The 25864-nt window shown below is 64.0% G+C and carries 24 protein-coding genes; 16 read left to right on the top strand and 8 right to left on the bottom strand.

Annotation, left to right across the window (positions count from 1 at the left end; all coding sequences use genetic code 11):
* Nucleotides 1-10: 10 nt before the first annotated feature.
* The 4 genes from kdpB to M5C56_RS19060 all read left to right on the top strand — a co-directional run bounded on the left by kdpB (nt 11) and on the right by M5C56_RS19060 (nt 6231).
* Complete coding sequence (gene kdpB / locus M5C56_RS19075) at nt 11-2074, top strand: potassium-transporting ATPase subunit KdpB (RefSeq protein WP_103498617.1); 2064 nt, start codon at nt 11-13, stop codon at nt 2072-2074.
* Between the two features lie 70 nt (nt 2075-2144).
* On the top strand, nt 2145-2696 hold the full coding sequence (gene kdpC / locus M5C56_RS19070) for a potassium-transporting ATPase subunit KdpC (protein WP_103498618.1): 552 nt from the start codon (nt 2145-2147) through the stop codon (nt 2694-2696).
* Nucleotides 2697-2853: 157 nt separating this feature from the next.
* The gene (locus M5C56_RS19065; RefSeq protein ID WP_103498619.1) at nt 2854-5505 is read left to right on the top strand and encodes a sensor histidine kinase KdpD; all 2652 of its coding nucleotides are present in this window, start codon (nt 2854-2856) and stop codon (nt 5503-5505) included.
* Nucleotides 5506-5541: 36 nt separating this feature from the next.
* Nucleotides 5542-6231, top strand: coding sequence for a response regulator (locus M5C56_RS19060; RefSeq protein ID WP_103498620.1), 690 nt, complete (start codon nt 5542-5544; stop codon nt 6229-6231).
* Here the strand turns inward: M5C56_RS19060 and M5C56_RS19055 are convergent.
* Nucleotides 6228-7274: a patatin-like phospholipase family protein gene (locus M5C56_RS19055; protein ID WP_103498621.1), complete on the bottom strand. Its 1047-nt coding sequence runs from the start codon at nt 7272-7274 to the stop codon at nt 6228-6230. The two genes, M5C56_RS19060 and M5C56_RS19055, sit on opposite strands and share 4 nt — an antisense overlap.
* Nucleotides 7275-7483: 209 nt before the next feature.
* On the opposite strand from M5C56_RS19055, the gene M5C56_RS19050 reads away from it, so the two are divergent.
* The 6 genes from M5C56_RS19050 to M5C56_RS19025 all read left to right on the top strand — a co-directional run bounded on the left by M5C56_RS19050 (nt 7484) and on the right by M5C56_RS19025 (nt 13541).
* Complete coding sequence (locus M5C56_RS19050; RefSeq protein WP_100940841.1) at nt 7484-7762, top strand: hypothetical protein; 279 nt, start codon at nt 7484-7486, stop codon at nt 7760-7762.
* Nucleotides 7763-8031: 269 nt separating this feature from the next.
* Nucleotides 8032-8949, top strand: coding sequence for a MoxR family ATPase (locus M5C56_RS19045; RefSeq protein WP_103498623.1), 918 nt, complete (start codon nt 8032-8034; stop codon nt 8947-8949).
* Nucleotides 8946-9902 (top strand): DUF58 domain-containing protein, encoded by a 957-nt coding sequence (locus M5C56_RS19040; RefSeq protein WP_103498624.1) that lies wholly within the window; start codon nt 8946-8948, stop codon nt 9900-9902. The genes M5C56_RS19045 and M5C56_RS19040 overlap by 4 nt, the downstream gene beginning before the upstream one ends.
* Nucleotides 9899-11869 (top strand): DUF3488 and transglutaminase-like domain-containing protein, encoded by a 1971-nt coding sequence (locus M5C56_RS19035; RefSeq protein WP_103498625.1) that lies wholly within the window; start codon nt 9899-9901, stop codon nt 11867-11869. Before M5C56_RS19040 ends, M5C56_RS19035 begins: the two co-directional genes overlap by 4 nt.
* A gap of 7 nt (nt 11870-11876) precedes the next feature.
* A complete protein-coding gene (locus M5C56_RS19030) occupies nt 11877-12641 on the top strand; it encodes a CHAD domain-containing protein (protein ID WP_103498626.1) in 765 nt (254 codons plus the stop codon).
* Nucleotides 12642-12743: 102 nt separating this feature from the next.
* Entirely contained in the window at nt 12744-13541 is a 798-nt protein-coding gene (locus M5C56_RS19025) for a thioesterase family protein (RefSeq protein ID WP_103498627.1), read from the top strand.
* 36 nt (nt 13542-13577) lie between these two features.
* Here M5C56_RS19025 and M5C56_RS19020 read toward each other — a convergent pair whose 3' ends face one another.
* From M5C56_RS19020 to M5C56_RS19010, 3 genes are all read right to left on the bottom strand, one after another.
* A complete protein-coding gene (locus M5C56_RS19020; protein WP_103498628.1) occupies nt 13578-13817 on the bottom strand; it encodes a terminase in 240 nt (79 codons plus the stop codon).
* Nucleotides 13818-13900: 83 nt separating this feature from the next.
* Nucleotides 13901-15379 carry a methyl-accepting chemotaxis protein gene (locus M5C56_RS19015; protein ID WP_103498629.1) on the bottom strand — a complete coding sequence of 493 codons (1479 nt, stop codon included), beginning with the start codon at nt 15377-15379 and terminating at the stop codon, nt 13901-13903.
* Nucleotides 15380-15476: 97 nt separating this feature from the next.
* Nucleotides 15477-16283 (bottom strand): TatD family hydrolase, encoded by an 807-nt coding sequence (locus M5C56_RS19010; RefSeq protein WP_103498630.1) that lies wholly within the window; start codon nt 16281-16283, stop codon nt 15477-15479.
* 237 nt (nt 16284-16520) lie between these two features.
* Here M5C56_RS19010 and M5C56_RS19005 point away from each other — a divergent pair, with 237 nt between their 5' ends.
* The 3 genes from M5C56_RS19005 (at nt 16521) to M5C56_RS18995 (ending at nt 19121) form a co-directional block, all read left to right on the top strand.
* Nucleotides 16521-17945: a transglycosylase SLT domain-containing protein gene (locus tag M5C56_RS19005; protein ID WP_103498631.1), complete on the top strand. Its 1425-nt coding sequence runs from the start codon at nt 16521-16523 to the stop codon at nt 17943-17945.
* 100 nt (nt 17946-18045) lie between these two features.
* Complete coding sequence (locus tag M5C56_RS19000; protein WP_103498632.1) at nt 18046-18483, top strand: DoxX family protein; 438 nt, start codon at nt 18046-18048, stop codon at nt 18481-18483.
* Between the two features lie 329 nt (nt 18484-18812).
* Complete coding sequence (locus M5C56_RS18995) at nt 18813-19121, top strand: class I SAM-dependent methyltransferase (protein ID WP_103498634.1); 309 nt, start codon at nt 18813-18815, stop codon at nt 19119-19121.
* Nucleotides 19122-19151: 30 nt separating this feature from the next.
* Here the strand turns inward: M5C56_RS18995 and greB are convergent, their stop codons facing one another.
* Genes greB through M5C56_RS18980 form a run of 3 tightly spaced genes read right to left on the bottom strand, consistent with a single transcriptional unit; the run spans nt 19152 to nt 22871 of the window.
* Nucleotides 19152-19649 (bottom strand): transcription elongation factor GreB, encoded by a 498-nt coding sequence (gene greB, locus M5C56_RS18990; RefSeq protein WP_103498635.1) that lies wholly within the window; start codon nt 19647-19649, stop codon nt 19152-19154.
* A 34-nt stretch (nt 19650-19683) separates the two neighbouring features.
* Nucleotides 19684-22188, bottom strand: a complete 2505-nt coding sequence (locus M5C56_RS18985) for an ABC transporter permease (protein WP_247263270.1) — start codon at nt 22186-22188, stop codon at nt 19684-19686.
* The gene (locus M5C56_RS18980) at nt 22188-22871 is read right to left on the bottom strand and encodes an ABC transporter ATP-binding protein (protein WP_103497657.1); all 684 of its coding nucleotides are present in this window, start codon (nt 22869-22871) and stop codon (nt 22188-22190) included. The genes M5C56_RS18985 and M5C56_RS18980 overlap by 1 nt, the downstream gene beginning before the upstream one ends.
* A gap of 10 nt (nt 22872-22881) precedes the next feature.
* Here M5C56_RS18980 and M5C56_RS18975 point away from each other — a divergent pair, with 10 nt between their 5' ends.
* The 3 genes from M5C56_RS18975 (at nt 22882) to M5C56_RS18965 (ending at nt 24928) form a co-directional block, all read left to right on the top strand.
* Nucleotides 22882-23487, top strand: a complete 606-nt coding sequence (locus M5C56_RS18975) for an arylesterase (RefSeq protein ID WP_103497656.1) — start codon at nt 22882-22884, stop codon at nt 23485-23487.
* A 54-nt stretch (nt 23488-23541) separates the two neighbouring features.
* Nucleotides 23542-23835: a hypothetical protein gene (locus M5C56_RS18970; protein WP_100940825.1), complete on the top strand. Its 294-nt coding sequence runs from the start codon at nt 23542-23544 to the stop codon at nt 23833-23835.
* Nucleotides 23836-23962: 127 nt separating this feature from the next.
* A complete protein-coding gene (locus tag M5C56_RS18965; protein WP_103497655.1) occupies nt 23963-24928 on the top strand; it encodes a L,D-transpeptidase family protein in 966 nt (321 codons plus the stop codon).
* Between the two features lie 133 nt (nt 24929-25061).
* On the opposite strand, the gene oprI is transcribed toward M5C56_RS18965, so the two are convergent.
* The gene (gene oprI, locus M5C56_RS18960; protein ID WP_100940823.1) at nt 25062-25313 is read right to left on the bottom strand and encodes an outer membrane lipoprotei OprI; all 252 of its coding nucleotides are present in this window, start codon (nt 25311-25313) and stop codon (nt 25062-25064) included.
* Between the last annotated feature and the right edge of the window lie 551 nt (nt 25314-25864).

The raw sequence follows: 25864 nt of genomic DNA, 5'->3' as shown, positions 1-25864 counted from the left end.
GGAAATAATGATGAATATGCCTCTTCCCGCAGCAAAAACGGCGCAAGCCAGACCGGCCGAGCCAGCCAAGACCGCGATGTCCGCCCTGTGGCGTCCGGCCCTGGTCCAGGCTTTCGTCAAGCTCGACCCGCGCCAGTTGCAACGTGCACCGGTGATGTTCGTGGTCGAACTGACGGCGATCCTGACCACTGTCCTGTGCTTTGTGCCGGACAGCACTGTTTCGATCTTTATCTCCGCCCAGATCGCCCTCTGGCTGTGGTTCACCGTGTTGTTCGCCAACTTTGCCGAGGCCCTGGCCGAAGGGCGCGGCAAGGCCCGCGCCGACAGCCTGAAGGCCGGCAGCGAAGGCCTGGTGGCCCATCGCCGCAAGGCCAATGGCAGCTTCGAATCGGTTCCCGCCGCCAACCTGCGCAAAGGTGACGTGGTACGGGTGGCCGCCGGGGAAATGATCCCTGGCGACGGCGAGGTGATCGAAGGGATCGCCGCGGTCAACGAAGCGGCGATTACCGGTGAATCCGCACCGGTGATCCGTGAGTCCGGCGGCGATCGCTCGGCGGTCACCGGCAATACCCGGCTGGTGTCCGACTGGCTGATCGTGCGCATCACCGCCAACCCCGGTGAGTCGACCCTGGACCGCATGATCGCGTTGGTGGAAGGTGCCAAGCGCCAGAAGACCCCCAACGAAGTGGCGCTGGATATCCTGCTGATCGGCTTGACCCTGATCTTCCTGCTGGTGGTGGTGACCCTGCAGCCGTTCGCCCACTTCTCCGGTGGCAGCCTGCCGCTGGTGTTCCTGGTGGCATTGCTGGTGACCCTGATTCCGACCACTATCGGCGGCCTGCTCTCGGCCATCGGTATCGCCGGGATGGATCGCCTGGTGCGCTTGAATGTGATCGCCAAATCCGGTCGCGCGGTGGAAGCGGCGGGTGACGTGCATGTGCTGTTGCTGGACAAGACCGGCACCATCACCTTCGGCAACCGTCGCTGCACGGCGGTCTACGCCACCCCTGGCGTCAGCGCCAAGGAGCTGGCTGAAGGCGCCTTGCTGGCTTCGCTGGCGGACGACACCGCCGAAGGCAAGTCGATTGTCGAGTACCTGCGTGAACTGCATCCGCAGCAAGAACCGACCGCGGCCGAACTGACCGCCGTACCGTTCAGCGCCGAAACGCGGCTGTCGGGTGTCGACTACCAGGGCCGGGTCTATCGCAAGGGCGCGGTGGATTCACTGCTGGCCTTTGTCGGCCAGAAACGCAGCGACCTGTCGCCGGTTTTGTCCCGGGAAGTCGACCGGATCGCCCAGAGCGGTGGTACGCCGTTGCTGGTCTGCGCCGATGGTCGTCTGCTGGGGGCCATTCACCTGAAGGATGTGGTCAAACCAGGCATTCGTGATCGCTTCGCCGAATTGCGCAAGCTGGGTATCCGCACCGTGATGGTGACCGGCGACAACCCCCTGACCGCCGCCGCGATTGCGGCCGAGGCGGGGGTTGACGATGTGCTGGCCGAAGCCACCCCGGAGAAGAAGCTGGCGCGGATTCGCCTGGAACAGAACGACGGTCGTCTGGTGGCGATGTGCGGTGACGGTGCCAACGACGCCCCGGCACTGGCGCAGGCCGACGTCGGCATGGCGATGAACGATGGCACCCAGGCCGCGCGCGAAGCGGCGAACATGGTCGACCTCGACAGCGACCCGACCAAGCTGCTGGACGTGGTGCAGATCGGCAAGGAATTGCTGGTCACCCGAGGGGCGCTGACCACCTTCTCGATTGCCAACGACGTGGCCAAGTACTTCGCCATCCTGCCGGCGCTGTTCGCCTCGATTTATCCACAGCTGGGCGTGCTCAACGTCATGCACCTGACCAGCCCGCAGAGCGCGATCCTCTCGGCGATCGTGTTCAACGCCCTGATCATCGTCGTGCTGATCCCGCTGGCCCTGCGTGGCGTGCGGGTGCAGGCGGCGAGTGCCGCCCATCTGTTGCGGCGCAACCTGCTGATCTACGGGCTGGGCGGGATCGTGGTGCCGTTCGTGGGGATCAAGGCCATCGACATGCTGCTGACGGCGCTGCACCTGGTGTGACGCGTTTTTCTGTGGGGGCCGGCAAGCCGGCTCCTACAGGTTGTGTACCCCTGAATTTGAGGAATTGAACATGTCCAGCGTAGTACGTCCGGCCTTGAGCCTGTTGGTCCTGATGACCCTGATTACCGGTGTCGCCTATCCCCTGGTGGTCACCGGCGTGGCCCAGGTGGTCTTCCCGGCGCAGGCCAATGGCAGCCTGGTGCGTGATGCCGACGGCAAGGTCCGTGGTTCGAGCCTGATTGCCCAGGATTTCACCGGTGACACCTGGTTCCATCCGCGGCCTTCGGCGGGGGCCTTTGCCACCGTGTCGAGCTCGTCGAGCAACCTGAGCCCGAGCAACCCGGCCCTGGCCACGCGGATCTTCGACGATGCGACCAAGCAGGCGGTGCCCGGCCAGGGCCCGGTGCCTCTGTCGATGCTGACCACCTCGGCCAGCGGCCTCGATCCGCACTTGCCACCTGAAGCGATTCGCTATCAACTGGCGCGGGTAGCTCAGGCGCGCAACCTGCCGACGGCCGATGTCGAGCGCCTGGTTGAAATGCATATCGAGCAACCGCTGATTGGCCCACCGGTGGTCAATGTGCTTGCCTTGAATGCGGCCCTGGCCGAAGTTTCGAAGTAACGCGGCCAATGCCGCCAACACCGCGAACCTTGTAGGAGCCGGCTTGCTGGCGATGCGATCTGGTAGCCGACATCGTTGTTGCCTGGATAACCGCTATCGCCAGCAAGCCGGCTTACAAGGAGCGGTGGTGTCAGCTTTATAAGTGAGAACCGATGACATGAGTGATTCCGGTCGCGCCGACGCGCTCCTAGCAGAACTGCCCCGCGACGGTCGTGGCCGGCTCAAGGTCTTCCTCGGCGCTTCGCCCGGTGTCGGCAAGACCTACGCCATGTTGCAGGCCGCCCACACTCAACTGCGCCAGGGTGTGAAGCTCCTCGCCGGGGTGGTGGAAACCCACGGCCGCGCGGAAACCGAGGCGCTGCTCAGCGGTTTGCCGCAGCAGCCGCTGGTGCGCTCCGAATATCGCGGGGTCCTGCTTGAAGAAATGGACCTCGACGGCCTGCTCAAGGCCAAGCCCAAGCTGGTGCTGGTCGATGAATTGGCCCACAGCAACGCCCCCAACAGCCGTCACGTCAAACGCTGGCAGGATGTCCAGGAGTTGCTGGCCGCCGGTATCGATGTGTTCACCACGGTCAACGTCCAGCACCTGGAAAGCCTCAATGACCAGGTGCGCGGTATTACCGGTGTGCAGGTCCGTGAAACCTTGCCGGACTGGGTTCTGCAGGAGGCCGACGAACTGCTGCTGATCGACCTGCCGCCCCGGGAACTGCTGGAGCGCCTGCGCGACGGCAAGGTCTATGTGCCGGAGCAGGCCCGCGCCGCCATCGATGCATTTTTTACCCAGACCAACCTCACCGCCTTGCGCGAACTGGCCATGCAGACGGCCGCGGCCCAGGTCGACAACGACCTGGCCCTCGGTTACCGGACCCTCGGCCAGGCGGCGCCGGCCCTGCGCGGACGCCTGCTGGTGGGAGTGGATGGCGATGCCCAGGCCGAGCGCCTGGTGCGCCATGCCAGTCGGGTCGCCCAGCGCCGGCATCTGCCCTGGAGCCTGGTGCATGTGGACAATGGCAGCGTGCGCGACGAGCAGTCGCGCCTGCGTCTGCAAAGTGCCCAGCAACTGGCCGAGCGTCTCGGCGGCGAAGTGGTGCTGCTGCGCGCCGGGGAAGTGGCCAAGACCCTGATTCAACATGCCGCCGAACGCCGCGCCAGCCTGGTGCTGGTGGGGCAGTCACGGCAACGTTGGCATCGCCGACTGTTTGGCGGAGGCCTGGCGGCGCGTCTGTTGCGCAGTGCCCACGGCCTGGAAATCAACGTGCTGGACCGTGACGAAGAGCAACAGGTGGCGCGTACCCGCGATCCGCAAGCGGTGGTCTGGTTCGACTACGCGATGGCTCTGGTGGCGACGATCCTGGCCACCGCCCTGGCCTGGGGCGTGGCCAGTGTGCTGCCATTGCCGAATATTTCCCTGGTGTTCCTCGCCGCCGTATTGCTGGTGGCAGTGCGCAGCAGCCTGGGGCCGTCGCTGGCCTGTGCGGTGCTGTCGTTCCTGAGTTACGACTTCCTGTTTATCCCGCCGAAATTCTCCTTCGCCATCCAGCGTGAGGAGGATGTGCTGACGCTGCTGTTTTTCCTCTTGATGGCAGCGCTCACCGGTAACCTCGCGGCGCGTCAGCGGCGGCAACTGGAGGCCCTGCGCGATACCCAGGAAGAAACCAGCGAACTGCTCGACCTGTCGCGCAAGCTGACCGCGGCCACTGATCGCCAGGCGGTCATCAGTGCCGCTTCACAGCACCTCAGTGGTTGGGAAGAGCTGCAAATCTGTCTGCTCAATCGCGACGGCCAGGGCGGCTGGAAAGTCGAGACCGGTGGCCCACAGACCTTCTCCGAGTCCGAGCGGGCCGCCGCCGACTGGGCCTGGCAGCACGACCAGCCAGCGGGCATGGGCACCGGCACCTTGCCGTTCGGGCGTTGGTGGTGGTGGCCGTTGTCGGCGGAAGAGGGGCCACTGGCCCTGTTGGGGGTCTCTCCCAAAGAGGGGCAGACCCTGAGCGGGCAGCGTCGCCGTTTGTTGACCGCCCTCAGCCAGCCGCTGGCCCAGGCCCTGGCCCGGGCGCAGTTGGCCGATGACCTCGAGGCCGCTCGCCTGCACGGCGAAACCGAACAACTGCGCAGTGCCTTGCTCGCCTCGGTGTCCCATGACTTGCGTACCCCGCTGACGTCCATGCGCGGCAGCATCGACAGCCTGTTGGCGCTGGGCGAGGCGATTCCCCTGGAAGATCGCCGGGAACTGCTGGAAGGCACCCGCGACGAAGCCGAGCGCCTGGACCGTTATATCCAGAACCTGCTGGACATGACCCGGCTCGGCCACGGGGCGCTGAAGCTGGCCCGCGACTGGGTCGCGCCGGCGGATATCATCGGCAGCGCGCTGAACCGGCTGCGGGCGGTGTTGGCGCCGTTGCAGGTCAGTACCGAGTTGCCGGCGGATTTGCCGCTACTCTATGTGCACGCGGCGCTGATCGAACAGGCGCTGATCAACGTGATGGAAAACGCCGCGCGCTTTTCACCGCCCCAGGGGCGCCTGCAACTGCGTGCCGGCACCACCGACAAGGAGCTGTTTTTTTCCGTCAGTGACGAAGGACCGGGGATTCCGCAAGATGAGCGGCACAAGATTTTCGACATGTTCTACACCGCCGCCCGTGGCGATCGCGGCGGGCAGGGCACGGGCCTGGGCCTGGCGATCTGCCAGGGGATGGTCGGCGCACACGGCGGACATATTGCCGTGGATGATGGCATTGACGGCCATGGCACCTGTATCACCCTGTTCCTCCCTTTGCAGGAGCAACCGGGCATTGAAAGTGAAGCCTGATATGCTTTGGTCACCGATTGCCATGATGTTAAGACCATGACCCAGACCGCGACCATCCTGGTCATCGACGACGAACCGCAGATCCGCAAGTTCCTGCGCATCAGCCTGGTGTCCCAGGGCTACAAGGTGCTGGAGGCCGGTACCGGCGCCGAGGGCCTGGCCCATGCCGCCCTGAACAAGCCGGACCTGCTGGTGCTCGACCTCGGCTTGCCGGACATGGACGGCCAGCAGGTGCTGCGTGAGTTTCGCGAATGGTCCACGGCGCCGGTGCTGGTGCTCTCGGTGCGGGCCGGCGAGGGGCAGAAGGTCGAGGCGCTGGATGGCGGGGCTAACGACTACGTGACCAAGCCGTTCGGTATTCAGGAGTTTCTCGCGCGGATTCGCGCCCTGTTGCGCCAGGCGCCCAGTGGCGAGGCCCAGGAGGCGGCGTTGACCTTTGGGCCGCTGACCATCGACCTGGCCTACCGGCGGGTGTTGCTCGATGGCGCGGAAGTGGCGCTGACCCGCAAGGAGTACGCGGTGCTGGCGCAACTGGCGCGGCACCCCGGGCGGGTGATCACCCAGCAGCAGTTGCTCAAGGATATCTGGGGCCCGACCCATACCGAAGACAGTCACTACCTGCGGATCGTGGTCGGGCATCTGCGCCAGAAGCTGGTGGATGACCCGACCGCGCCACGGTTTATCGTGACCGAGGCGGGGGTCGGTTACCGGTTGCTCGATAACTAGCCCTGGCGCCCTTCTTCCTCATAGCGGTCCAGCGTATCGCTGGCAATCAAGCGTCCCAGGGCGATCAGCTCCGGGGCCTTGTAGAACTCGAAGAAGCGGCACACCCGCTTGGGCACGTTGATCAGGATATCCGGCGGGTAGCCGGCGATCTTGTACTGCGCCAGCGAGGTCTGCATCACCTCGAAACTCTGGTTGATCAGGTCCAGCAGCGAGGCCGGGCCGACGTTGTCGATGATGAACGAGCCGGTGGCGGACTTCGGCGCGCCGTCGTTTTGCGGTGCGGCAGCCGGTTGCCGGGCCTGGGGTTCCTGGCCATCGAGCCAGGGATTGCCGACCTGGGCAGCCTCGCTGGCGAGGGTCTGTTGTTCCAGGCGCAATAGCTCCTCGGCCTGTTTACGGCGGAACGGCAGGCGCGAGCCCATGGAACTGAGCAGGTTGTTGAAGCGGCTCTTGAACGCCGGCGGTCGTTGGATCACCGGTAGCTGGTACTGCTTCTGGTTGGTGGCGTTGAGGTTGACGGCGATGATCAGGTCGCAGTGGCTGGAGACCACCGGAACGATCGGCAAGGGATTGAGAATGCCGCCGTCCACCAGCATGCGGTTGCCTTGCATCACCGGGGTGAACAGGCTGGGAATCGCCGCCGAGGCGCGCATCGCCTGGTGCAGGCAACCTTCCTGGAACCAGATTTCCTGCTGGTTGGTCAGGTCGGTGGCGACAGCGGTGTAGGGAATACGCAGGTCCTCGATATTGACCTCGCCGACGATCTTGCGGATCTGCCCGAAGACCTTTTCGCCGCGAATGGCGCCCAGGCGAAAACTCACGTCCACCAGGCGCAGCACATCCAGATAGTCCAGGCTCTCGATCCAGCGGCGGTAGTCGTCGAGTTTGCCGGCCGCATAGATGCCGCCGACCACCGCGCCCATGGAGCAACCGGCGATACAGGCGATGTCATAGCCGCGTCTTTCGATTTCCTCGATCACCCCGATATGGGCATAACCCCGGGCCCCACCCGAGCCCAGCACCAGCGCAACACGTTTTTTCATGAGTCAGTCCTTGAACAAGCGGTTGTTAACAATGCACCTCCGGCGAGGCGGGTACAATCGTGGCATCGGCTGTTCTTTGCCGTTGAATTGTCTCGACTGCACCCATCGTCATCTTGATTGGCTAAGCTTGAGTGAAAGACCAAGGCACTTTTTGCCTGGCGTGCCGTCATAACCTGCACAAGTGTTTATTTTCTCCTGAGGTGTCATCGATGAAAGCCTGGATCTGTGTGCCATTGATTGCGTTGGCGTTGGCCGGTTGTGCTGGCAAAACTGCCTACCGGGACAGCTGTGGTACCGAACTGGATGCCGCCTGGCACGAGCTGGACCTGGCCAAGGCCGAAGGTTTTGCCGGGACCGTGAGCTACTCCAAGGCGCTGTCGCTGCTGACCGGGGCCAAGACCCAGCAGCAGTTCGAAGCCTATGAGGGCTGTACCAACAAGGCCGAGAAAGCGCGTTTCTACATCCGTGAGTCCCGCGCCGGACGTTGAGCCCATTAGCGCGGTCCCTTATAGACGCATGGCATGCCCAATGCCCGTCAGTCAAGGCCGAACACAATCCCCGTAGGAGCAGGGCTTGCCCGCGAAGAGGCCCGTGAGGCGGCCAAAAGCTTCGCTGGCAAGCCAGGCTCCTACAGGTTGGGTGTTGTTGCAGAAAGCAGGTTCGGTGTTGTTATGGAAAATAGCGTTATTTCACAAACCTGCATTGCAGTAGAAACACGGTAGTATCTTCGGCTTCTCCCAAGTTCGGATGTCTGCCTATGCGCAGTAAACTGGAAGCCTGTCTGCAGGCCGTGAACCAGGTGGTGTTGGGCAAGGATGCGCAGGTTCGCCTGGCCCTGACCTGCCTGCTGGCCAACGGTCATCTGCTGATCGAAGACCTGCCCGGCATGGGCAAGACCACCCTCAGCCACACCCTGGCCAAGGTCCTTGGCCTGAGTTTCCAGCGTATCCAGTTCACCTCCGACCTGTTGCCCAGCGATATCCTCGGCACCTCGGTGTTCGACAAGGACAGCGGGCTGTTCGTGTTCCACCCGGGACCGATCTTCGCCGAGCTGGTGCTGGCCGACGAAATCAACCGGGCCACACCCAAGAGCCAGAGCGCCTTGCTCGAAGCCATGGAAGAAGGCCAGGTGACCATCGAAGGCGCCACCCGGCCCTTGCCGTCGCCGTTCTTCGTGATCGCCACGCAAAACCCCAGCAGCCAGGGCGGCACCTTCGCCTTGCCGGAGTCGCAACTCGATCGTTTCCTGATGCGGGTGTCCCTCGGCTATCCGGCCCGGGCCGCGGAAAAGGCCCTGCTGCAAGGCGTGTCGCGCCGCGACCTGCTACCAAAACTGCAACCGCTCCTCAACCATGCCGAATTGTCGGCGCTGCAACAGCAGGTCAAGCAGGTGCGCACCAGCGATCCGTTGGTGGACTATGTGCTGCGTCTTGTTGGCGCGACCCGCGACCAGCCGCAATTCGCCTGGGGCCTGTCACCACGCGCGAGCCTGGCGATCCTCGCCGCCGCCCGGGCCTGGGCGCTGTTGGCCGGGCGCGACTATGTGGTGCCGGAAGACGTCCAGGCGGTCCTGCCCTCGGTGGTCAGCCATCGCCTGCGCGAGCGTGCCGATCCCACCGGGCAGGGCGGTGGCGCCCTGGTGCAGTGGCTGCTGCGCGAGGTGCCGGCGCTTTGATCCGGCGCCTGCGCGAGTACTGGCAGGCCTGGCTGGCGCGGCGCCTGCCGCCCTCGGCGCGGATTCAACTGACCCAGCGGCAGATCTTCATCATGCCCAATCGCGCCGGCGGGGTATTTGCCGCGCTGCTGGCGCTGATCCTGATGGTCGCCATCAACTACCAGAGCAGCCTGGCCTACGCCCTGTGCTTCCTGCTGCTGTCGGTGTTCGTGGTGGCGATCCTGCATACCTGGCGCAATCTGCAGGGGCTGGTGCTCAGTGCCGGGACCGGGCCTGCGGTGTTTGTCGGCGAGCAGGCGCGTTTTCTCGTGCGCCTGGAGAGTGCCGGCAAAGCCCATCAGTCCATTGGCCTGGGCTGGTCGGCGCAGGCTGTGCACAGCGTCGATGTGCCGCCCGCGGGTTTCTGCGAACTGGAGTTGAACCGGCCGACCCTGGTGCGCGGCTGGCTGCATGCGCCGCGCATCGGTGTCGAAAGCAGTTTTCCGCTGGGGATCCTGCGGACCTGGAGCCGGCTCGACCTGGGCCAGAAGGTGCTGGTTTATCCACAGCCCCTGGAAGGCGAGCTGCCGACCCTGGCCAGCGTGCTCGCCGATGACCGCGAAGAGGGGATGCGCGCCCACGGCCAGGGTGTCGATGACTACCAGGGCCTGAAGGTCTATCAGCCCGGCGACTCCTGGCGGCGCCTGCACTGGAAAGCCTACTCCCGTGGCCAGGGCCTGCTGATCAAGGAATTCGCCCGGCTCGACGGTCGTGAGCTGTGCCTGGACTTCCTGGCCCTGGGCGGGGATGTCGAGCAGCGCCTGTCACGCCTGTGTTATTGGGTGCTGGAGTTGTCCCGTCGCGAGACCATGTTCTCCCTGCATCTGCCTGACCAGATGCTGGACAGCGATACCGGTGCGGCCCACTGCGAGGCCTGCCTGCGGGCCCTCGCGCTGTTCGGGAAAAGCCCATGAGCGCCGCGCCACTGATTTCCCGCGCCAGCCTGGTCTGGTTGCTGGTGGCCCAGACCCTGGTGATGCTGCCGTTCTGGTTCCATGTGCCGCCGTGGATGGTCGGGTTGTGGCTCGGCTGCACGGTCTGGCGGATTCAGGTCTACCGCATGCGCGCGCGTTTTCCCGGACGCCTGATGGAACTGCTTCTGTTGCTGGTCACCATCGGCGGTATCTGGCTCTCGCGCAGCAGCCTGATCGGACTGGACGCCGGGGCGGTGCTGCTGGTGGCGATGTTTATCCTCAAGCTGGTGGAAACCCGCACTCGCCGCGATGCCCTGGTGCTGATTTTCCTCGGGCTGTTCTGTGTCGCGGTGGCCTATCTGTTCGAGGACAGCTTGCCCTGGGCGTTCTACAGCCTGCTGCCGGTGGGGGCGCTGCTGGCGGCCCTGGTCGGTTTGCAGCAAGGTGCGACGACCCGGCCGCTGAAGACCTTGTGGTTGTCCATGACCCTGTTGCTGCAAGCCTTGCCGTTGATGCTCCTGCTGTTCCTGTTTTTCCCCCGTATCGCGCCGCTCTGGTCATTGCCGTTGGCCATCGACAAGGCACAGAGCGGGTTGTCCGAAAGCATGTCGCCGGGGGATGTGGCCGAGCTTGGGCGTTCCGCGGAACTGGCCTTTCGCGCCAGCTTCGAAGGCCCCATGCCGGCGCGTCGCGACCTGTATTGGCGGGCGCTGACCCTGGAGCAATTCGATGGCCGGCGTTGGAGCCAGGCGCCATCGGTGAACTACAGCCAGGCGCCGAAATGGCAGGCCGCTGGCGAGTCCTGGCGCTACAGCATCATTCTCCAGGCCAGCGGCAAACCCTGGTTGCCGGCACTGGATGTGGCCCGCACCGATCAGGTCGATGTGCGCCAACTGGCGGACTATCGGGTGCAACGCCAGCGGCCGGTGCAGCAGGTCTTGCTCTATCGGGCCGAGTCCTGGCCGCGGGTGATGCGCGATCCGCAACTCAGTGACCGGGCCCGGCGCCAGGCCTTGCAGTTGCCGGCCCAGGGCGATCCGCGCAGCCGGCAGTGGGCAACACAGTTGCGGCAAACTTATCCACAACCCCAGGCGCTGGTGGCGGCGCTGCTCAAGCATTTTCACGACGAGCCCTATTACTACACCCTCAAGCCGCCGACCCTGGGCGCCGACAGTATCGACGCTTTCCTCTTCGACAGCCGCCAGGGTTTCTGTGCGCATTACGCCGGGGCCATGGTCTACGTGTTGCGGGCGGCGGGAATTCCGGCGCGAATGGTGGCCGGCTATCAGGGCGGTGAGCTGAATCCGGGGGGCAATTTTCTCACGGTGCGTCAGTTCGATGCCCACGCCTGGGTCGAATACTGGCAGGACGGACAGGGCTGGCGCAGCGTCGATCCGACCTATGCGGTGGCTCCGCAGCGTATCGATCAGGGCTTGGAGCAGGCCCTGGCGGCCGACGAGGATATGCTCGGCGCCTCGTCATTCTCACCGCTGCGTTACCCGCATCTGACCTGGCTCAATAATCTGCGCCTGGGCTGGGATAATCTCAATTACGGTTGGCAGCGCTGGGTCCTGGGTTATCAGGGCGACCAGCAATTGCAACTGCTGGGGCGCTGGTTCGGCGATCTCACCGCCTGGGTCCTGCCGGTCGGTCTGGTGCTGATCCTGGGGCTGCTCTCGCTGTTGCTGCTGCGCCCCTGGCGCAACACCTCCGATCCGTCGCTACGGGTATTCGCCGCCTTTGAAAAGCTCCTGCGTCGGCGTGGGCTGGTGCGCGAACCGGGCGAGGGCCCACAGGCGTTTGGCGAGCGGGCGGCCCGGGAGTTGCCACGCCAGGCGGAAAATATCAATGCATTTGTCCAGAGCTTCGTGGCCCAGCGCTATGCTGAACAGACCCCGTCGATGGATGCATTGCAACAGCGGTTGCGGTCATTGCGTCGTAGTCTTGGAAGTTCGATTTGGGAGTAAGTGTCGAATGTCTGCCCTGGTGGATGAATTGGTGGTTCAGGTCCTGAGCCTGGAAGTGCGCTTGTTGGCCTGTCATGCGCGGGTGGATGCGCTGACCGACGAGGAGGGCCTGCATGATTTACGCACTACGGTACGGCGTCTGCGCAGTTTGTTGCGGCCGTTGCGTGGCTTGCCGGGTGTCGAACAGGTCGAGCAGGCGGCGCAGCAGGTCGGCAGCCTGACCACGCCGATTCGCGATCGTGAAGTGCTGGCCGCCTACCTGCATCGGCAGGGGCATCATGTGGCGGCGGCGCGGCGTACGGAACAGTTGTCCGATGATTACTGGGCCGTGGCGCGTAGTCCCGAACTGAAACAGCTGTTCAGTGTGCTCGATGCCTTTCCGCGTTTTCTCCGGGCTTCGCAACACCAGGGCCTGTTGAAGGGCCTGCACAAACGCATCGAAAAGCGCTTGGCCAAACAGTGGGAGGCGCTGGATGAAGCCTTGCATGACCCGCTGCATGACCGCCATCGGTTGCGGCTGTTGATCAAGCGCGTGCGTTACGCCGCCGAAGCCTATCCGCATGTGAACCGCTTGCCGGCGCCAGCCTTGAAATCCCTGAAGTCGGCCCAGGAAGCGCTGGGTGATTGGCATGATTGCTGGCAATGGTTGCTGCGGGCGGAACAGGAGCCGGACCTGCAATCCTGTGTGACGGGTTGGCGCAGGACCATGGCCCTGGCCGAGAACAAGGCCGACCGGGTGCTGGATCGGTTGAGCGAGACCTGTTTCAGTTGAGTGCCGGCGGCCTGTTTGACCGCTGCTTTGGCCGGTATGAGTGCTGTGTGGTGCGGATGAGCTGGTTACTATTCTGTAGGACTTTTTCCAGCTGAGGTCAGCATGCGCTTTTCAGATTTGCTCGATGCGGTTCGCCGCGAGCCCAAGGGGCTTTCCATTCCTGCCGAGTGGGCGCAGGGACGGGCCACGTTTGGCGGCCTGATGGTGGCGCTGCAATACGAGGCGATGCGCGCCCGGGTACCGGCCGAGCGGCCGGTACGTTCGCTGGCGATCACTTTTGTCGGGCCGGCCGAGCCTGGGGTGCCCATCGATTTTGAAGTCGAGGTGCTGCGCGAGGGCAAGGCGGTCAGCCAGGTGCTGGGCCGGGCCATGCAAAATGGCCAGGTGGTGACGTTGGTTCAGGGTAGCTTTGGCGCGTCGCGGGAATCGGTGGTGGAGGTGGCGGCTGAGCCGGCACCCGCGTTCAAGCATTGGGACGAATGCCCGGAGGCGCCCTATATCCCGGGAGTGATGCCGGAGTTCATGCGTAATCTGTCGATGCGCTGGGGCGTGGGTGGCATGCCTTTTACCGGCAACAAATCCCGCGAGATGGGCGGCTGGGTGCAACTGCGTGGGGATGTCCGGCAAGAGCCGCTGACCGAGGCGCACTTGCTGGCCCTGGTGGATGCCTGGCCGCCGGCGGTGTTGTCACACCTGGGCAAACCTGCGGCCGGCAGCACCCTGACCTGGACGGTGGAGTTCGTCCAGCCGTTGCTGGAACTCGATACCCTGGACTGGTGCAAATACCGCGCGGTGATCGAGCATGCCCGCGACGGCTATGGCCATGTGGCGGCGGCATTGTGGAACGCCGATGGACGGCTGATCGCATTGAGCCGGCAGACCGTTACCGTGTTTGCCTGAGGCCGGCAAGCCGGCCTTCAGGGGAACGGTGCTGGCTCAGGCTTCCAGCGCCAGGCTCTGGCCTTTGCTGCGCAGGCTGAATGCGGCCACCAGGCCCAGCACGCCAACGGCGAAGTTGGTCGGGTTCTGCGCGAACACGCCGGAACTCACCAGCAGGAAGGACAGTGCGAACAGGGTCAGCGCCAGCAGTTGCATGCCTTCGCGGGTGCCATCGTTCGAAGCTTGGGGTGCAACCCGCCATTGCCAGGCGGGGAAGTTGGGGTGACGTTGGCCCATGATCGTGTCCTCTGTTCGTGTAGTCGGTGAACAGAGAGTAAGCCCGGCCAACTGTCCGGGCGAATCAACTCTTCCTATCGATCCTATAGTTTGAGCTGGCCAATCGCCTTGCTCAGCTCTCCCGCCAGCTTCGCCAGGTCATGGCTGGTGGTGGCCGAGTCCACGGTCTGTTGCACGGTGTTCTCGGTCACGTCGCGGATGCTCACCACCGCCCGGTTCATTTCCTCCGCGACCTGGCTCTGCTGTTCGGCGGCCACGGCGATCTGGGTGTTGCTTTCGCGCATCTGGGCCACAGCGCTGGTGATCTGCGCCAGCGCTTCCCCGGCTTCCTGGGCCTGTTGCACGCAGTCGTCGGCCTTGAACGAGCTTTCCTGCATAAAGTCCACGGCGTCGCGGGTGCCGGCCTGCAAGGCGGACACCATGGTGGTGATCTCGTCGGTGGAACTCTGTACGCGCTTGGCCAGGTTGCGCACCTCATCGGCAACCACCGCGAAACCCCGACCCATTTCCCCGGCCCGGGCCGCTTCGATGGCGGCGTTCAGTGCCAGCAGGTTGGTCTGCTCGGCGATGCTGTGAATGACGCTGACCACGCCATTGATCTTCTGGCTGTCCTCGGCCAGTTGCTGGATCATCGTCGCGGTCTGCTGCACGCCGCTGGACAGCCCGGTGATCGATTGCTGGACCCGGTTGACCACGGCGTGCCCGCTGCCGGCCAGGTCGTCGGCGGTTTTCGACAGGTCACGGGTGGCGCCGGCGTGCTGGGCGATGTGATAGACCGTGGCCGACATTTCGTTGATGGCCGTGGCGGCCTGGTCGGTTTCGCTCTGCTGGCCGAGCATGCCGTGGCGCACGTCGTTCATGCTCGAGGCCAGGCGCGCGGCGCCGACATCCAGTTGCGCCGCCGTGCGCGCCACCGTGCCGACCACCCGCTGATAGCCGGCTTGCATGGCATTGAAGGCGCTGGCCATTTGTCCGACTTCGTCCTTGCCGGCCAATGGCACACGGGCCGAGAGGTCGCCGGTCTTCTCCACGTGGAGCATCACGTCCTTGAGGGTATTGAGCTGGCTGAGCAGGAAGCGGATCAGCAACTGCGAGGCGCCGAGCATCGCCAGCATCAGGATGAACACGGCCACCGCATAGTTGGCGAAACGTTCGCTGAACACCTGGGCCAGGCTTGGCGCATAGGCGAGTACGGCGACCTGCTGTTCGCCACGGCCGAGCACTTGTGCGCCGAGCAGCGGGTTGTCGCCGAACAGTGGCATATAGTCGTAAGCGACCCAGCCGTTGACGTCCTTGAGACGCGGCAACATCTGCCCCTTGAGGGTCGGCGTTTCACCGGCCTTGAACGGCAGCAGGTTGTCGGCCTCGGGCCAGGCCTTGCCTTCGGGCCAGGCCGCGAGCAGGTGAGCCTGGGCCTGGACCGCGGCGCGGGAGGCGTCGGTGCGGGCCTGTTGTTCCAACTGCACGGCGTACAGCACCAGAAACAGGGTGGTGACAAACGCGACCGCGTTCACGGCCCAGAACTTGTATTTCAGCGAGATATTGCTAAGCCAGGCACGCATGGTGGGTCTTCCCTGATAGGGCGGAAACAGTTTTGGCAAGGTGCCATTATTGTGCCGCTACTCAGGGAGGCAATTGTTGATATGGGTCAATGCCGCTTCAGTCGAGGCCCGGCAAATTGAAGAACGCGCGGGCGCAGGCGCTGGTGTGGGCGGCCAGGTCTTCCTGGCTTTCGTCGCGGTGCAGGGCCACTTCACGCAGCACTTCGCCCAGGTACGCCGGTTCATTGCGGCCGTTCTTCGGCTTGGGCCGCAGGCTGCGTGGCAGCAGGTAGGGCGCGTCGCTTTCGAGCATCAGGCGGCCCCGGGGAATCTCCCGCACCAGTGGGTGCAGGTGGGTGCCACGACGCTCATCGCAGATCCAGCCGGTGATGCCGATATGCAGGTCCAGGTCGAGATAGCTGAACAGCGCCTTCTGCTCGCCGGTGAAACAGTGCACCACGGCGGCGGGCAGGTGGTCGCGGTAGTCCCGCAGGATCTCCAGCAAACGGACGTTGGCATCGCGCTCATGGAGGAACACCGGACGCTGCAACTCCACGGCCAGGGCCAGGTGTTCCTCGAGGACTTTTTCCTGTTGCGGGCGCGGGGAGAAATCGCGGTTGAAATCCAGCCCGCATTCGCCGACCGCGCAGACGTTCGGTTCCATCAGCAGGGCTTTCAGACGAGCGGCGCTGTCGGCCCTCCAGTCACTGGCGGAATGGGGGTGGATGCCAGCGCTGGCGAACAGCCGCTGACCGCTCTGATCCAGCTCCCGGCACAGCTCCAGCGCCTGTTCGCTGCCCTCCAGACTGGTGCCTGTCACAATCAGTTGGCAGACTCCGGCGGCATAGGCACGGTCGAGTATTTCCTGCTGTTTGCCGGCAAAACTGGGGTTGGTCAGGTTGACGCCGATATCGATGAGTTGCATGGTGCTACCTCAGGCCACAGGCCGAAAAGCATACCAGAGCTGTAGATTTATAATAAAAATCAAGAACTACAACGAGTTATGACTGTCTCTTAAAGCCGGAAGAAAACATCGGTTGGCATGACCTCGGTGCCGTACCCAGTCTTTCGCACTTTTCGCGTTCAAAAGACGCTCGATTTCAGTTGTTCGACTTCAGGCCACCTTCGTCTGAGGCTGGGCAGTATTCTTTCCGGAGAACGGATGAAGAAGCGACCCTCGCTGTTGCTCCTGCTGTGCCTGTCCCTGCTGCTGCCGTTGCCGGCGCTTGCGCGGTTGGCCGGGCCGTTGGAAATCGCCCAGCCGGGCAAGGTCCGTGACCTCGCGGAGATTCGCAGCAGCCGGGTCCTGCGGGTATTGGTCAACCAGAGCCGCAACAGCAGCGGCGAGGTCCAGGGCGAGGTCATTGGCCTCGAATACCATCGCCTGCGCGCCTTTGAGCAGTTCCTCAACAGCCAGGCCCGCGACAACCAGGAGATCACCCTCAAGATCATTCCCAAGGCCAAGGACCAATTGCTCGGTGCTTTGCAGCGCGGGGAGGGGGACCTGGTGGCTCCAGGGGAGTTGCTCGAAGCCCAGCCGGGTCATGCTGTGATCGCCAGCGATCCGCTCGGCAGTACGGTGCCGTTGCTGCTGGTGGGGCTCAAAGGCGAGAAGCGCTTTACCCGCTTTGAACAACTGTCCGGCCGGACCCTGGCCCTGACCCCCGGCAGCGCCGCGGGCGAGGCGGTCAACCAGATCAACCAGAAACTGGCCTTGCGCAAGCTGCCGCCGGTCAAGGTCGAATGGGTCGATCCGAGCCTGGCGGTGGAGGATGTGCTGGAGATGGTCCAGGGCGGGATCTTTCACCTGACCGTCGTCGAGCAGCCGATTGCCGAACGTTGGGCACGGATCATGCCCAAGCTGCGTTTCGACAAGCAGGTGCTGGTCAGCGAGCCGGGGCAGATGCACTGGTTCGTACGCGACAATGCTTCAATGCTGCGGGCGAGCATCGACCGCTTTCTCAAGACCTACAAGACCCCGTCGGACCAGGACACGGCGTTTCTGCGGATCTATCGACGCCTGTACCAGGTGCATTATCCGTTGAGTCGCAGTGATCGGGCGAAGCTGGAAAAGCTCCGTCCGGTCTTGCAACGGCATGCCCAGGCCCAGGGCATCGACTGGCTGAACCTGGCGGCGCTGGCCTTCAAGGAATCGGCCCTGGATCCCGGCGCCCGGGGTGCCAGCGGCGCGACCGGACTGCTACAGATCACCCCCTCGGCGGCGCAGCGGGTCGGCGTCGGCAATATCCAGAATGTCGATAACAATGTGCAGGCCGGGGCCAAGTACCTGGCGATGATCCGGCGCAAGTTCTTTGCCAGCCCCAAGCTCAACGAACGCGAGCGCATGGCCTTTGTCCTGGCGGCCTACAACATGGGCCCGGAACGGGTCCAGGGCATGCGCGCCGAGGCCCGCCGCCGTGGCTTGAACCCCAATCAGTGGTTCTTCCAGGTCGAGCGCATCGCCATGGAGCAGGTGGGGATGAACGCGGTGAACTATGTGAATAGCGTGAACAAGTATTACCTGGCATTTGACCGCGAGCGCGACTCCCTGGAGCCGAATGCGAGGAAGATCGCCTCTCGGAAATAATCGAATAATTAGATTGTTTTGTTGGGTTTTTTGCGCTTTTTACATTTTAAAAACTGATTAATATGAGGCCCATCAACCCCTACATAAAAAGGATTCACCGATGAGCACCCTGATCAACCGCGTTCTGAACTCCCGCGCCGGTTATGGCTTGACTGTCCTGCGGATTTTTGTCGGGATCATCTTTGCCGCCCACGGTTCGCAGAAGCTCTTCGGCCTGTTCGGCGGCTACGGCCTGGCCGGCACCGCGCAATGGATGGAGAGCATCGGCCTGGCACCGGGTCACCTGATGGCCCTGTTGGCGGGCGGCACCGAGTTCTTCGGCGGCCTGGCCCTGATCATCGGCCTGTTGGCCCGTCCGGCGGCGCTGGGCCTGACCTTTACCTTGCTGGTGGCGATCTTCTCGGTGCATATCCACAACGGTCTGTTCATGGCCAACAATGGTTATGAGTTCGCCCTGGCCCTGTTAGGCGGGACACTCGCGGTACTGATCGAAGGTGCCGGCAAACTCTCGGCGGACGCGGCCATCGCCCGCTCGTAGAATCCAGACGATGGAGCTGGCTTGCCGGCGATAGCGTCCGATCCGGCGATGCAAGGCTCACTGGCCTCATCGCCAGCAAGCCGGCTCCCACACGAATACGACAAGCCCGCATTTTTGCGGGCTTGTTCGTTGTGGAGGATTCTTGACAGCCAGCCACCGGCTTCTCTAGGATAAATACATGCGCCGATTTAAACAGCTACTTGCGGGGCGCCAGGTGGATCAAAAGACCGCCGACAGAAGCTTGAGAGAGGCTTCGAAATACCGCTAAAGCGCTGGTTCGGTGTTGCCTCACACCTGCCCGGCAGATCGTTGAGGTGGAGACACGCACTTTGAACAACCCACGCCCCGTTGTACGTCTGACGCCGATCACGGCGAGCCTGCCTTTTCGCAACCCTAAAATCCTCCTCGGCGGTACACACCAGCCCACGCTGCTGCGTTATCTCGACGGCTGGCCACGACGCAAGGGTCGCGCCTCGGCTTTTCTGATCCAGTTTGTCGAGGACGGTGACTCCCTGGCCCGCTTTGCCGATAACAGTTTTGATCTGGCGGTGATCCAGGCGCCGGATGCCGAGCACGCCGAAGCCGTGATCCGACAACTGACCCGCGTGGCGCGGCAGGGGTTGATCACGCGGCGCTAGAGACGTCAGGTGGCATGACCGCCGGCAGGTTCAGGGATAGTCGATGGCGGTGACGTACACCAACTGCTCGCCAGTGGGCGCCATCACCCGGATCTCCGCATCCAGCGCCTTGCCGATCAGGGCCCGGGCCAGTGGCGAATCGATACTAATCAGGTTCTGCTTGAGGTCCAGTTCGTCCGGGCCGACGATACGATAGCGCGATTCCTTGCCGTCTTCGTCTTCGATGGTGACCCAGGCGCCGAAATACACCTTGTTCAGGTCGCTGGGCCGTTCGTCGACCACCTTCAGGCTTTCCAGACGCTTGGTCAGGAAGCGCACGCGGCTGTCGATCTCGCGCAGCATCTTCTTGCCATAGGTGTATTCGGCGTTTTCCGAACGATCGCCCTGGGCCGCCGCCTCGCTCACCGACTGGGTGACCTGGGGGCGGCGCACATGCCACAGCTCGTGCAACTCGGCGCGCATGCGGGCCTCGCCCTCGGGGGTGATCAGGGCGGTGCCGGCAGTGCGGGGTGGGCGGTAGCGACTCATTGGTATCCCTTGGCGAAACAAGACCTTGAGTCTATCAGCCCTCGCGCAGCACTGTCAGCGGGCTGACATTCAGCGCCCGGCGGGTGCCGAACACACCGGCGCCGCCGACCATCACCGCACCGATCAACGGCAGCAGCAACAGCCACGGATGCAGGTGCCAGGGCAGGTCGAAGGCGAACCTGTAGAGCACCCAGCTCACCAGTTCCGTGCCGAGGGCTGCCAACAGGCCGCTGGCCGCGCCCAGCAGGCCGAACTCGATCCGTCGTGCCTTGACCAGCAGTTTTCGCTCGGCCCCCAGTGCCCGCAGCAGCGCACCTTGGCGGATGCGTTCGTCGAGGGTCGCCTGCAAGCCGGAGAACAGCACGGCCATGCCCGCCGCCAGGACGAACAGCAGCACGTACTCCACGGCAATGGTCACCTGCGCCAGGATACTGCGCAGCTGCTCCAGCAGGGCTTCCACCTGCAAGATGGTTACTGCCGGGAAGGCCCGGGACAGTTCGACGACGTCCTTGTCGTGCCCCGGTGCCAGGTAGAAGCTGGTCAGGTAGGTCGCCGGCAAGTCCTGCAGGGTGCCGGGCTGGAAGATCATGAAGAAGTTCGGCTGGAAGTTGTCCCAGTTGATGGTCCGCAGGCTGGTGACCACGGCCTCGCGATTGGCCCCGCCGACGCTGAACACCAGGTGATCGCCGAGCTTGAGCTTCAGGCTCTGGGCAACCTTGGTTTCCACCGAGACACCGGGAATGTCCCCGCTGGGTTTGTCCGACCACCAACTGCCTTCGGTCAGGGTGTTGCCCGGCGGCAGGTCGGCGGCCCAGGTCAGGCTCAGGTCGCGCTGGGTGGCGCGATCGCCGCCGGAATCCTTGCTGACGATCTCCTGTACCGGTGTGCCGTTGATGCTGATCAGCCGGCCGGGCACCACCGGGTAGATCGGCGCCGACTTGGCCGCGAGCTGGATCAGGTGGTCGCGAAAACCGTCCTTGTCCGCCGGCAGGATATTCAGGGCGAAATAGTTCGGCGCGTTTTTCGGCAACTGGTTTTGCCAGGTGTCGAGCAATTCGCCGCGCAGCAGGGCGATCAGGGCCATGGACAGCAGGATCAGGCCGAATGCCAGGGACTGCCCGGCCGCCGCCAGCGGATGGCGCAGCAACTGGCCCAGGCCCAGGCGCCACGGCAACGAGGCCCCGGCCAGCAGTCGGCGCAGGCTTTGCAGTCCGAGCAGCAGCAGTCCGCCGAGCACCAGCGCGGCGATCACCCCGCCACCGAGCAGGGCGAAGGTCAGCAGCAGGTCCAGGCTCAGGCGCCACATGATCAGGCCCAGTGCGAGCAAGGCCGCGCCGTAGACCAGCCAGGTGCTGGCCGGGATCGGCAGCAGGTCGCGGCGCAGTACCCGCAGCGGCGGCACCCGGCCGAGGGCGGCCAGGGGCGGCAGGGCGAACCCGGCCAGCGCCACCAGGCCGGTGCCGATACCGGCGAGCGCCGGCATCAGCCCGCCCGGCGGAACGTCGGCGGGCAGCAGGTCATGGAGCAGGGCGAACAGGCCCAGTTGGGCCAGCCAGCCGAGCAGGGCGCCGCAGACACTGGCCAACACGCCGAGCATCGCCAGTTGCAGGCTGAACAGGGTCATGGTTTCCCGGCGTGACAGGCCCAGGCAGCGCAGCAGGGCACTGGCGTCGAAGCGCCGGGCGGCGAAACGGCTGGCGCTGAGGGCCACGGCGACGCCGGAGAGCAGCACCGCCACCAGGCTGGCCATATTCAGGTAACGCTCGGCCTTGCCCAGGGCGCCGCCGATCTGCCGGTTGCCGTCGCGGGCATCGAGCAGGCGCTGGTTCGCCGCCAGGCCAGGGGTGATCGATTCGCGATAGGCCGCCAGGGCGTTCGCCGGACCGCGCCACAGTTCGCGGTAGTCGACCCGGCTGCCGGGCTGGACCACGCCGGTGGCGTCGAGGTCGGCGAGGTTGATCAGCACCCGCGGGGTCAGGCTGTAGAAGTTGACGGAGCGATCCGGCTCATAGGTCAGGACCCGGGCCAGGCGCACGGTTTTCATGCCGACGTCGATGCTGTCGCCGATCTTCAGGTCCAGCGCGGTCAACAGCCGTGCTTCGACCCAGGCCTCGCCGGGTGCCGGTCCGCCGCCGGCGGTTTCGACGCCGAACGGCGCGGCGGCGCTCTTGAGTGCGCCGCGCAGCGGGTAGTGTTCGTCGGCGGCCTTGATGCTCGACAGTTGGATGCCGGTGTCGGTGGCGATCACGCTGGAGAACTCGACCGCCCGCGCATGTTCAAGCCCCAGGTCGCGGCCGGCCTGGATCTGTTCCGGACGGGCGCCGGAGGTGCCGTCGAGCACCAGGTCGGCGGCGAGGAATTCGGTGGCCCGCAGCAACATCGCGCCGTTCAGGCGCGCGCCGAAGTAGCCGATGGCGGTGCTGGCCGCGACCGCCACCAGCAAGGCGAAGAACAGCACCCGCAGTTCACCGGCGCGGGCATCGCGCAGGAGCTGGCGGGTGGCGAGGCTGAACAGGCGCAACAGCGGCAGGCGTGCCATCAAGGCTCCAGGGGGCCGACCAGATGGCCGGCGTCAAGACGGATCAGGCGCCGGCAGCGATGGGCCAGGCGTTCGTCGTGGGTCACCAGCACCAGGGTGGTGCCGCGTTCCTGATTGAGTTCGAAGAGCAGGTCGCTGATGCGCTCGCCGGTATGGCTGTCGAGGTTGCCGGTGGGTTCGTCGGCGAACAGTACATCGGGTTCGGCGGCAAAGGCCCGGGCGATTGCCACCCGTTGCTGCTCGCCGCCGGACAGCTGGCGTGGCGAGTGGGTCAGGCGCTGGCCCAGGCCGACCCGTTCGAGCAGGTCGCGGGCGCGTTCGCGGGCGTCGCTACGGCCGTCCAGCTCCAGGGGCAGCATGACGTTTTCCAGGGCATTGAGGCTGTCCAGCAGTTGGAAGCTCTGGAACACGAAGCCGACGTGTTCGGCGCGGATCCGCGCGCGCTGGTCTTCGTCCAGTGTGCTCAGGGCCCGACCGGCCAGGGTGACTTCGCCGGCGCTGGGCAGGTCGAGGCCGGCGAGCAGGCCCAGCAGGGTCGATTTGCCCGAACCCGAGGCACCGACGATGGCCAGGCTGTCGCCCTTGTTCAATGTCAGGCTCAAGGGGTGCAGGATAGTCAGTTCACCTTCCGTGCTGGGAACCACTTTGCTAAGGTTCTGCGCGGTGAGAATACTTTCGCCCATGGAGAATCCGATGCGAGTGTGGTTTTTGAGTGCCGGCCTGGCCTTGATGTGCATGGCCCAGAACGCGGCGGCGGGTACAGTGCTGATCGTGGGCGATAGTATCAGCGCAGGTTTCGGCCTGGATACCCGCGTGGGATGGGTCGCCCTGCTGGAAAAGCGTCTGAAGACCGAGGGTTTTGCCGACCAGGTGGTCAATGCGTCCATCAGTGGCGACACCAGTGCGGGGGGCCAGGCGCGGCTGCCGGCGCTGCTTGCAGAGCATAAACCGCAGGTGGTGGTGCTCGAGTTGGGCGGCAACGATGGCCTGCGTGGGCAGCTGCCGGCGCAATTGAAACAAAATCTTGCATCGATGATCGACAAGTCCCAGGCCACGGGTGCAAAAGTGCTGTTGCTGGGGATGCAGATTCCGCCCAATTATGGTCAGCGCTACACCCAGGCCTTTGCCAAGGTCTATGGTGAGCTGGCCGAGGAAAAACACGTCGCCCTGGTGCCGTTTTTCCTCGAAGGCATCGGCGGCCATCCCGAACTGATGCAGGCTGACGGGATTCACCCGGCACCCGCAGGGCAGGGGATGTTGCTCGATAATGTCTGGCCGAGGTTGAAACCGCTGCTTTGAGCTTTTCTAGCGGCCGGCTTTGGGCTAATGTGGCGCCCCGATTTGGAGCCCCCGATGCAGCGTCCCGCCTGGTCCTTGTTTGCCTACCAACTGATCGAACCCGACGAGCAGCTCGATCTGTTCGCCTGTCAGGAAGTACGCGTGCACCTGGTCACCCGGCAGTTGGAACTCGGCGGCTCGGCCGACCGGACGCTCTGCGGCACGCTGTTGCCGGCCCAGCCGCGCTGGTCGGGGGTGGACCGCTCGATTTTCCAGGACCAGCGCCTGTGCCCCCTGTGCCGGGCAATTCTCGAGTCGCAGAAGCGCGGTACGCCGCCGATCTGGCCGGAACTGCGCTTCGAGCTCTGAGCCCCGGCAACCTGTACCGTACCTGTCTCGTTACGATTGTCCCGGCGTGGCATCTCCCTTGCAGGTGCGCTGTCGGTGTACAATTGCTGTCTGTTTACTTACGTCGATCATGCGAAGGATGTCCCGGATGTTATCGCGCTTTCCCGCCGTCACCCGTTGCCTGTCTGTTGCCGCCCTCTGTGTGGCAGGTCCCGTTTCGGCCCTGGAACTGCCGCTGCCACCGCCTGGCGAGGACATCGTCGGCCAGGTCCAGGTGATCAAGGCCAAGTACGAGGACACCTTCGCTGACCTCGGGACCACCTACGACCTGGGTTATTCGGAAATGGTCGCGGCCAACCCGGGCGTCGATGCCTGGTTGCCGGGCGCGGGGACCGATATCGTCCTGCCGACCCGCTTCATCCTGCCACCGGGCCCGCGCGAAGGCATCGTGATCAACCTGGCCGAATATCGCCTGTACTACTTCCCCAAAGGCCGGAATGTGGTCTACACCTTCCCGCTGGGGATTGGTCGCGAAGGCTGGGGCTCGCCGGTGGCCCACACCACCATTACCGCCAAGATCCCGAATCCGACCTGGACCCCTCCGGCCTCGATCAAGGCCGAGCACGCCGCCGAGGGTGATCCGCTGCCCAACGTGGTGCCGGCCGGTCCCGACAATCCGCTGGGCCCGTTCAAGTTCACCCTGGGTACGCCGGGCTATCTGATCCACGGTTCGAACATGAAGTTCGGCATCGGCACCCGCACCAGCCACGGTTGCTTCCGCATGTACAACAACAACGTGCTGGAGATGGCTGGCATGGTGCCGGTGGGCACTTCGGTGCGGATTATCAACGATGCCTACAAGTTCGGTGTCAGCGGCGGCAAGGTGTTCCTGGAAGCCCATACGCCGCTGGACGACAACGGCAACCCTTCGGTGGTCGACAAGCACACCGCGGTGATCAATGCCTTGCTCAAGCGTGAAGACCTGGCGAACAACCTGCGGGTCAACTGGGATGAAGTGCGTGACGTGGTAGCGGCCGAAGATGGCCTGCCGACCGAAATCGCCGTGCCCGGTGCGCCGTCGATGGTCTCCAACGCGCCCGATCTGCAGCAGTAAGGGCGTTGTAAACGACCCGCCCGGGCCTTGAGGCCCTGGCGGGTTTTTTATGCCTGCGCGCCGACCACTTTCTGCCAGGCAAAAAAAAGCCGATCCAGTAATGGATCGGCTTGATAACAACCCCGAGGGATTATTACTTCTTGCTTGCTTTTTCGAGCATACGCAGAGCGCGCTCGTTAGCTTCGTCAGCAGTCTGTTGTGCTTTTTGAGCAGCAGCCAGAGCTTCATCAGCTTTGCGGTAGGCTTCATCAGCACGAGCCTGGGCACGAGCAGAAGCGTCTTCAGTAGCAGTCAGACGGGCTTCAGTTTCTTTGGATGCGCTGCTGCAACCAGTGGCCAGAACGGCGGCCAGGGCCAGAGCAGAGAATTTCAGAACGTTGTTCATCGTGTTCCCCTTCAAGGACTTTCTATTAATAACCATCTCCCCAGAGTGGGGATATAGTCGGCATACATACTACCCATTACTTGTAGTAAGTAAACTGACGTAACGCAAGAAGCAAAAAAAATTTTTGGAAGAGAATATTTTCAGCTAACTTTTCATCATCCTGTATAAAAAATGTGCAGCAACCGGGCGTGATTCGGGCGCTTTGGGCAAGTCCAATCTGCACTAGTGTGCCAGTCACAGGGACTGTCCACTGCTCATACACGCGTCGCGCTAGTCGCGGCGAATGACTCTTTTCTTCCACCGTCGGCAGGGCGGGGAGGCATCTTTGCCAATTGAAAAGTGACTTTAAGAAGCACTGTTCGTCTTACAACATAACATTCCGGCAATCTTCAGCCGCTGTTCAGGTTTTTCAGCGAAAGGGCCCGTTTGGCCGGGCTACCATGAGCCGGTCGGACCATATGACGAGCGTGTCTTGAGCAGGGCGGGCAGGACGCCTACTATCTGTCAGGTGCCCACTTGTTCGGGAGCTGTCGGCTCTTCTCGTTGTCCAA

It is taken from the genome of Pseudomonas sp. MWU13-2862 (assembly GCF_023242495.1).
GTDB lineage: Bacteria > Pseudomonadota > Gammaproteobacteria > Pseudomonadales > Pseudomonadaceae > Aquipseudomonas > Aquipseudomonas gingeri_D.
Note: the sequence above shows the minus strand (reverse complement) of the source record. Positions and strands in the feature narration are given on the sequence as shown.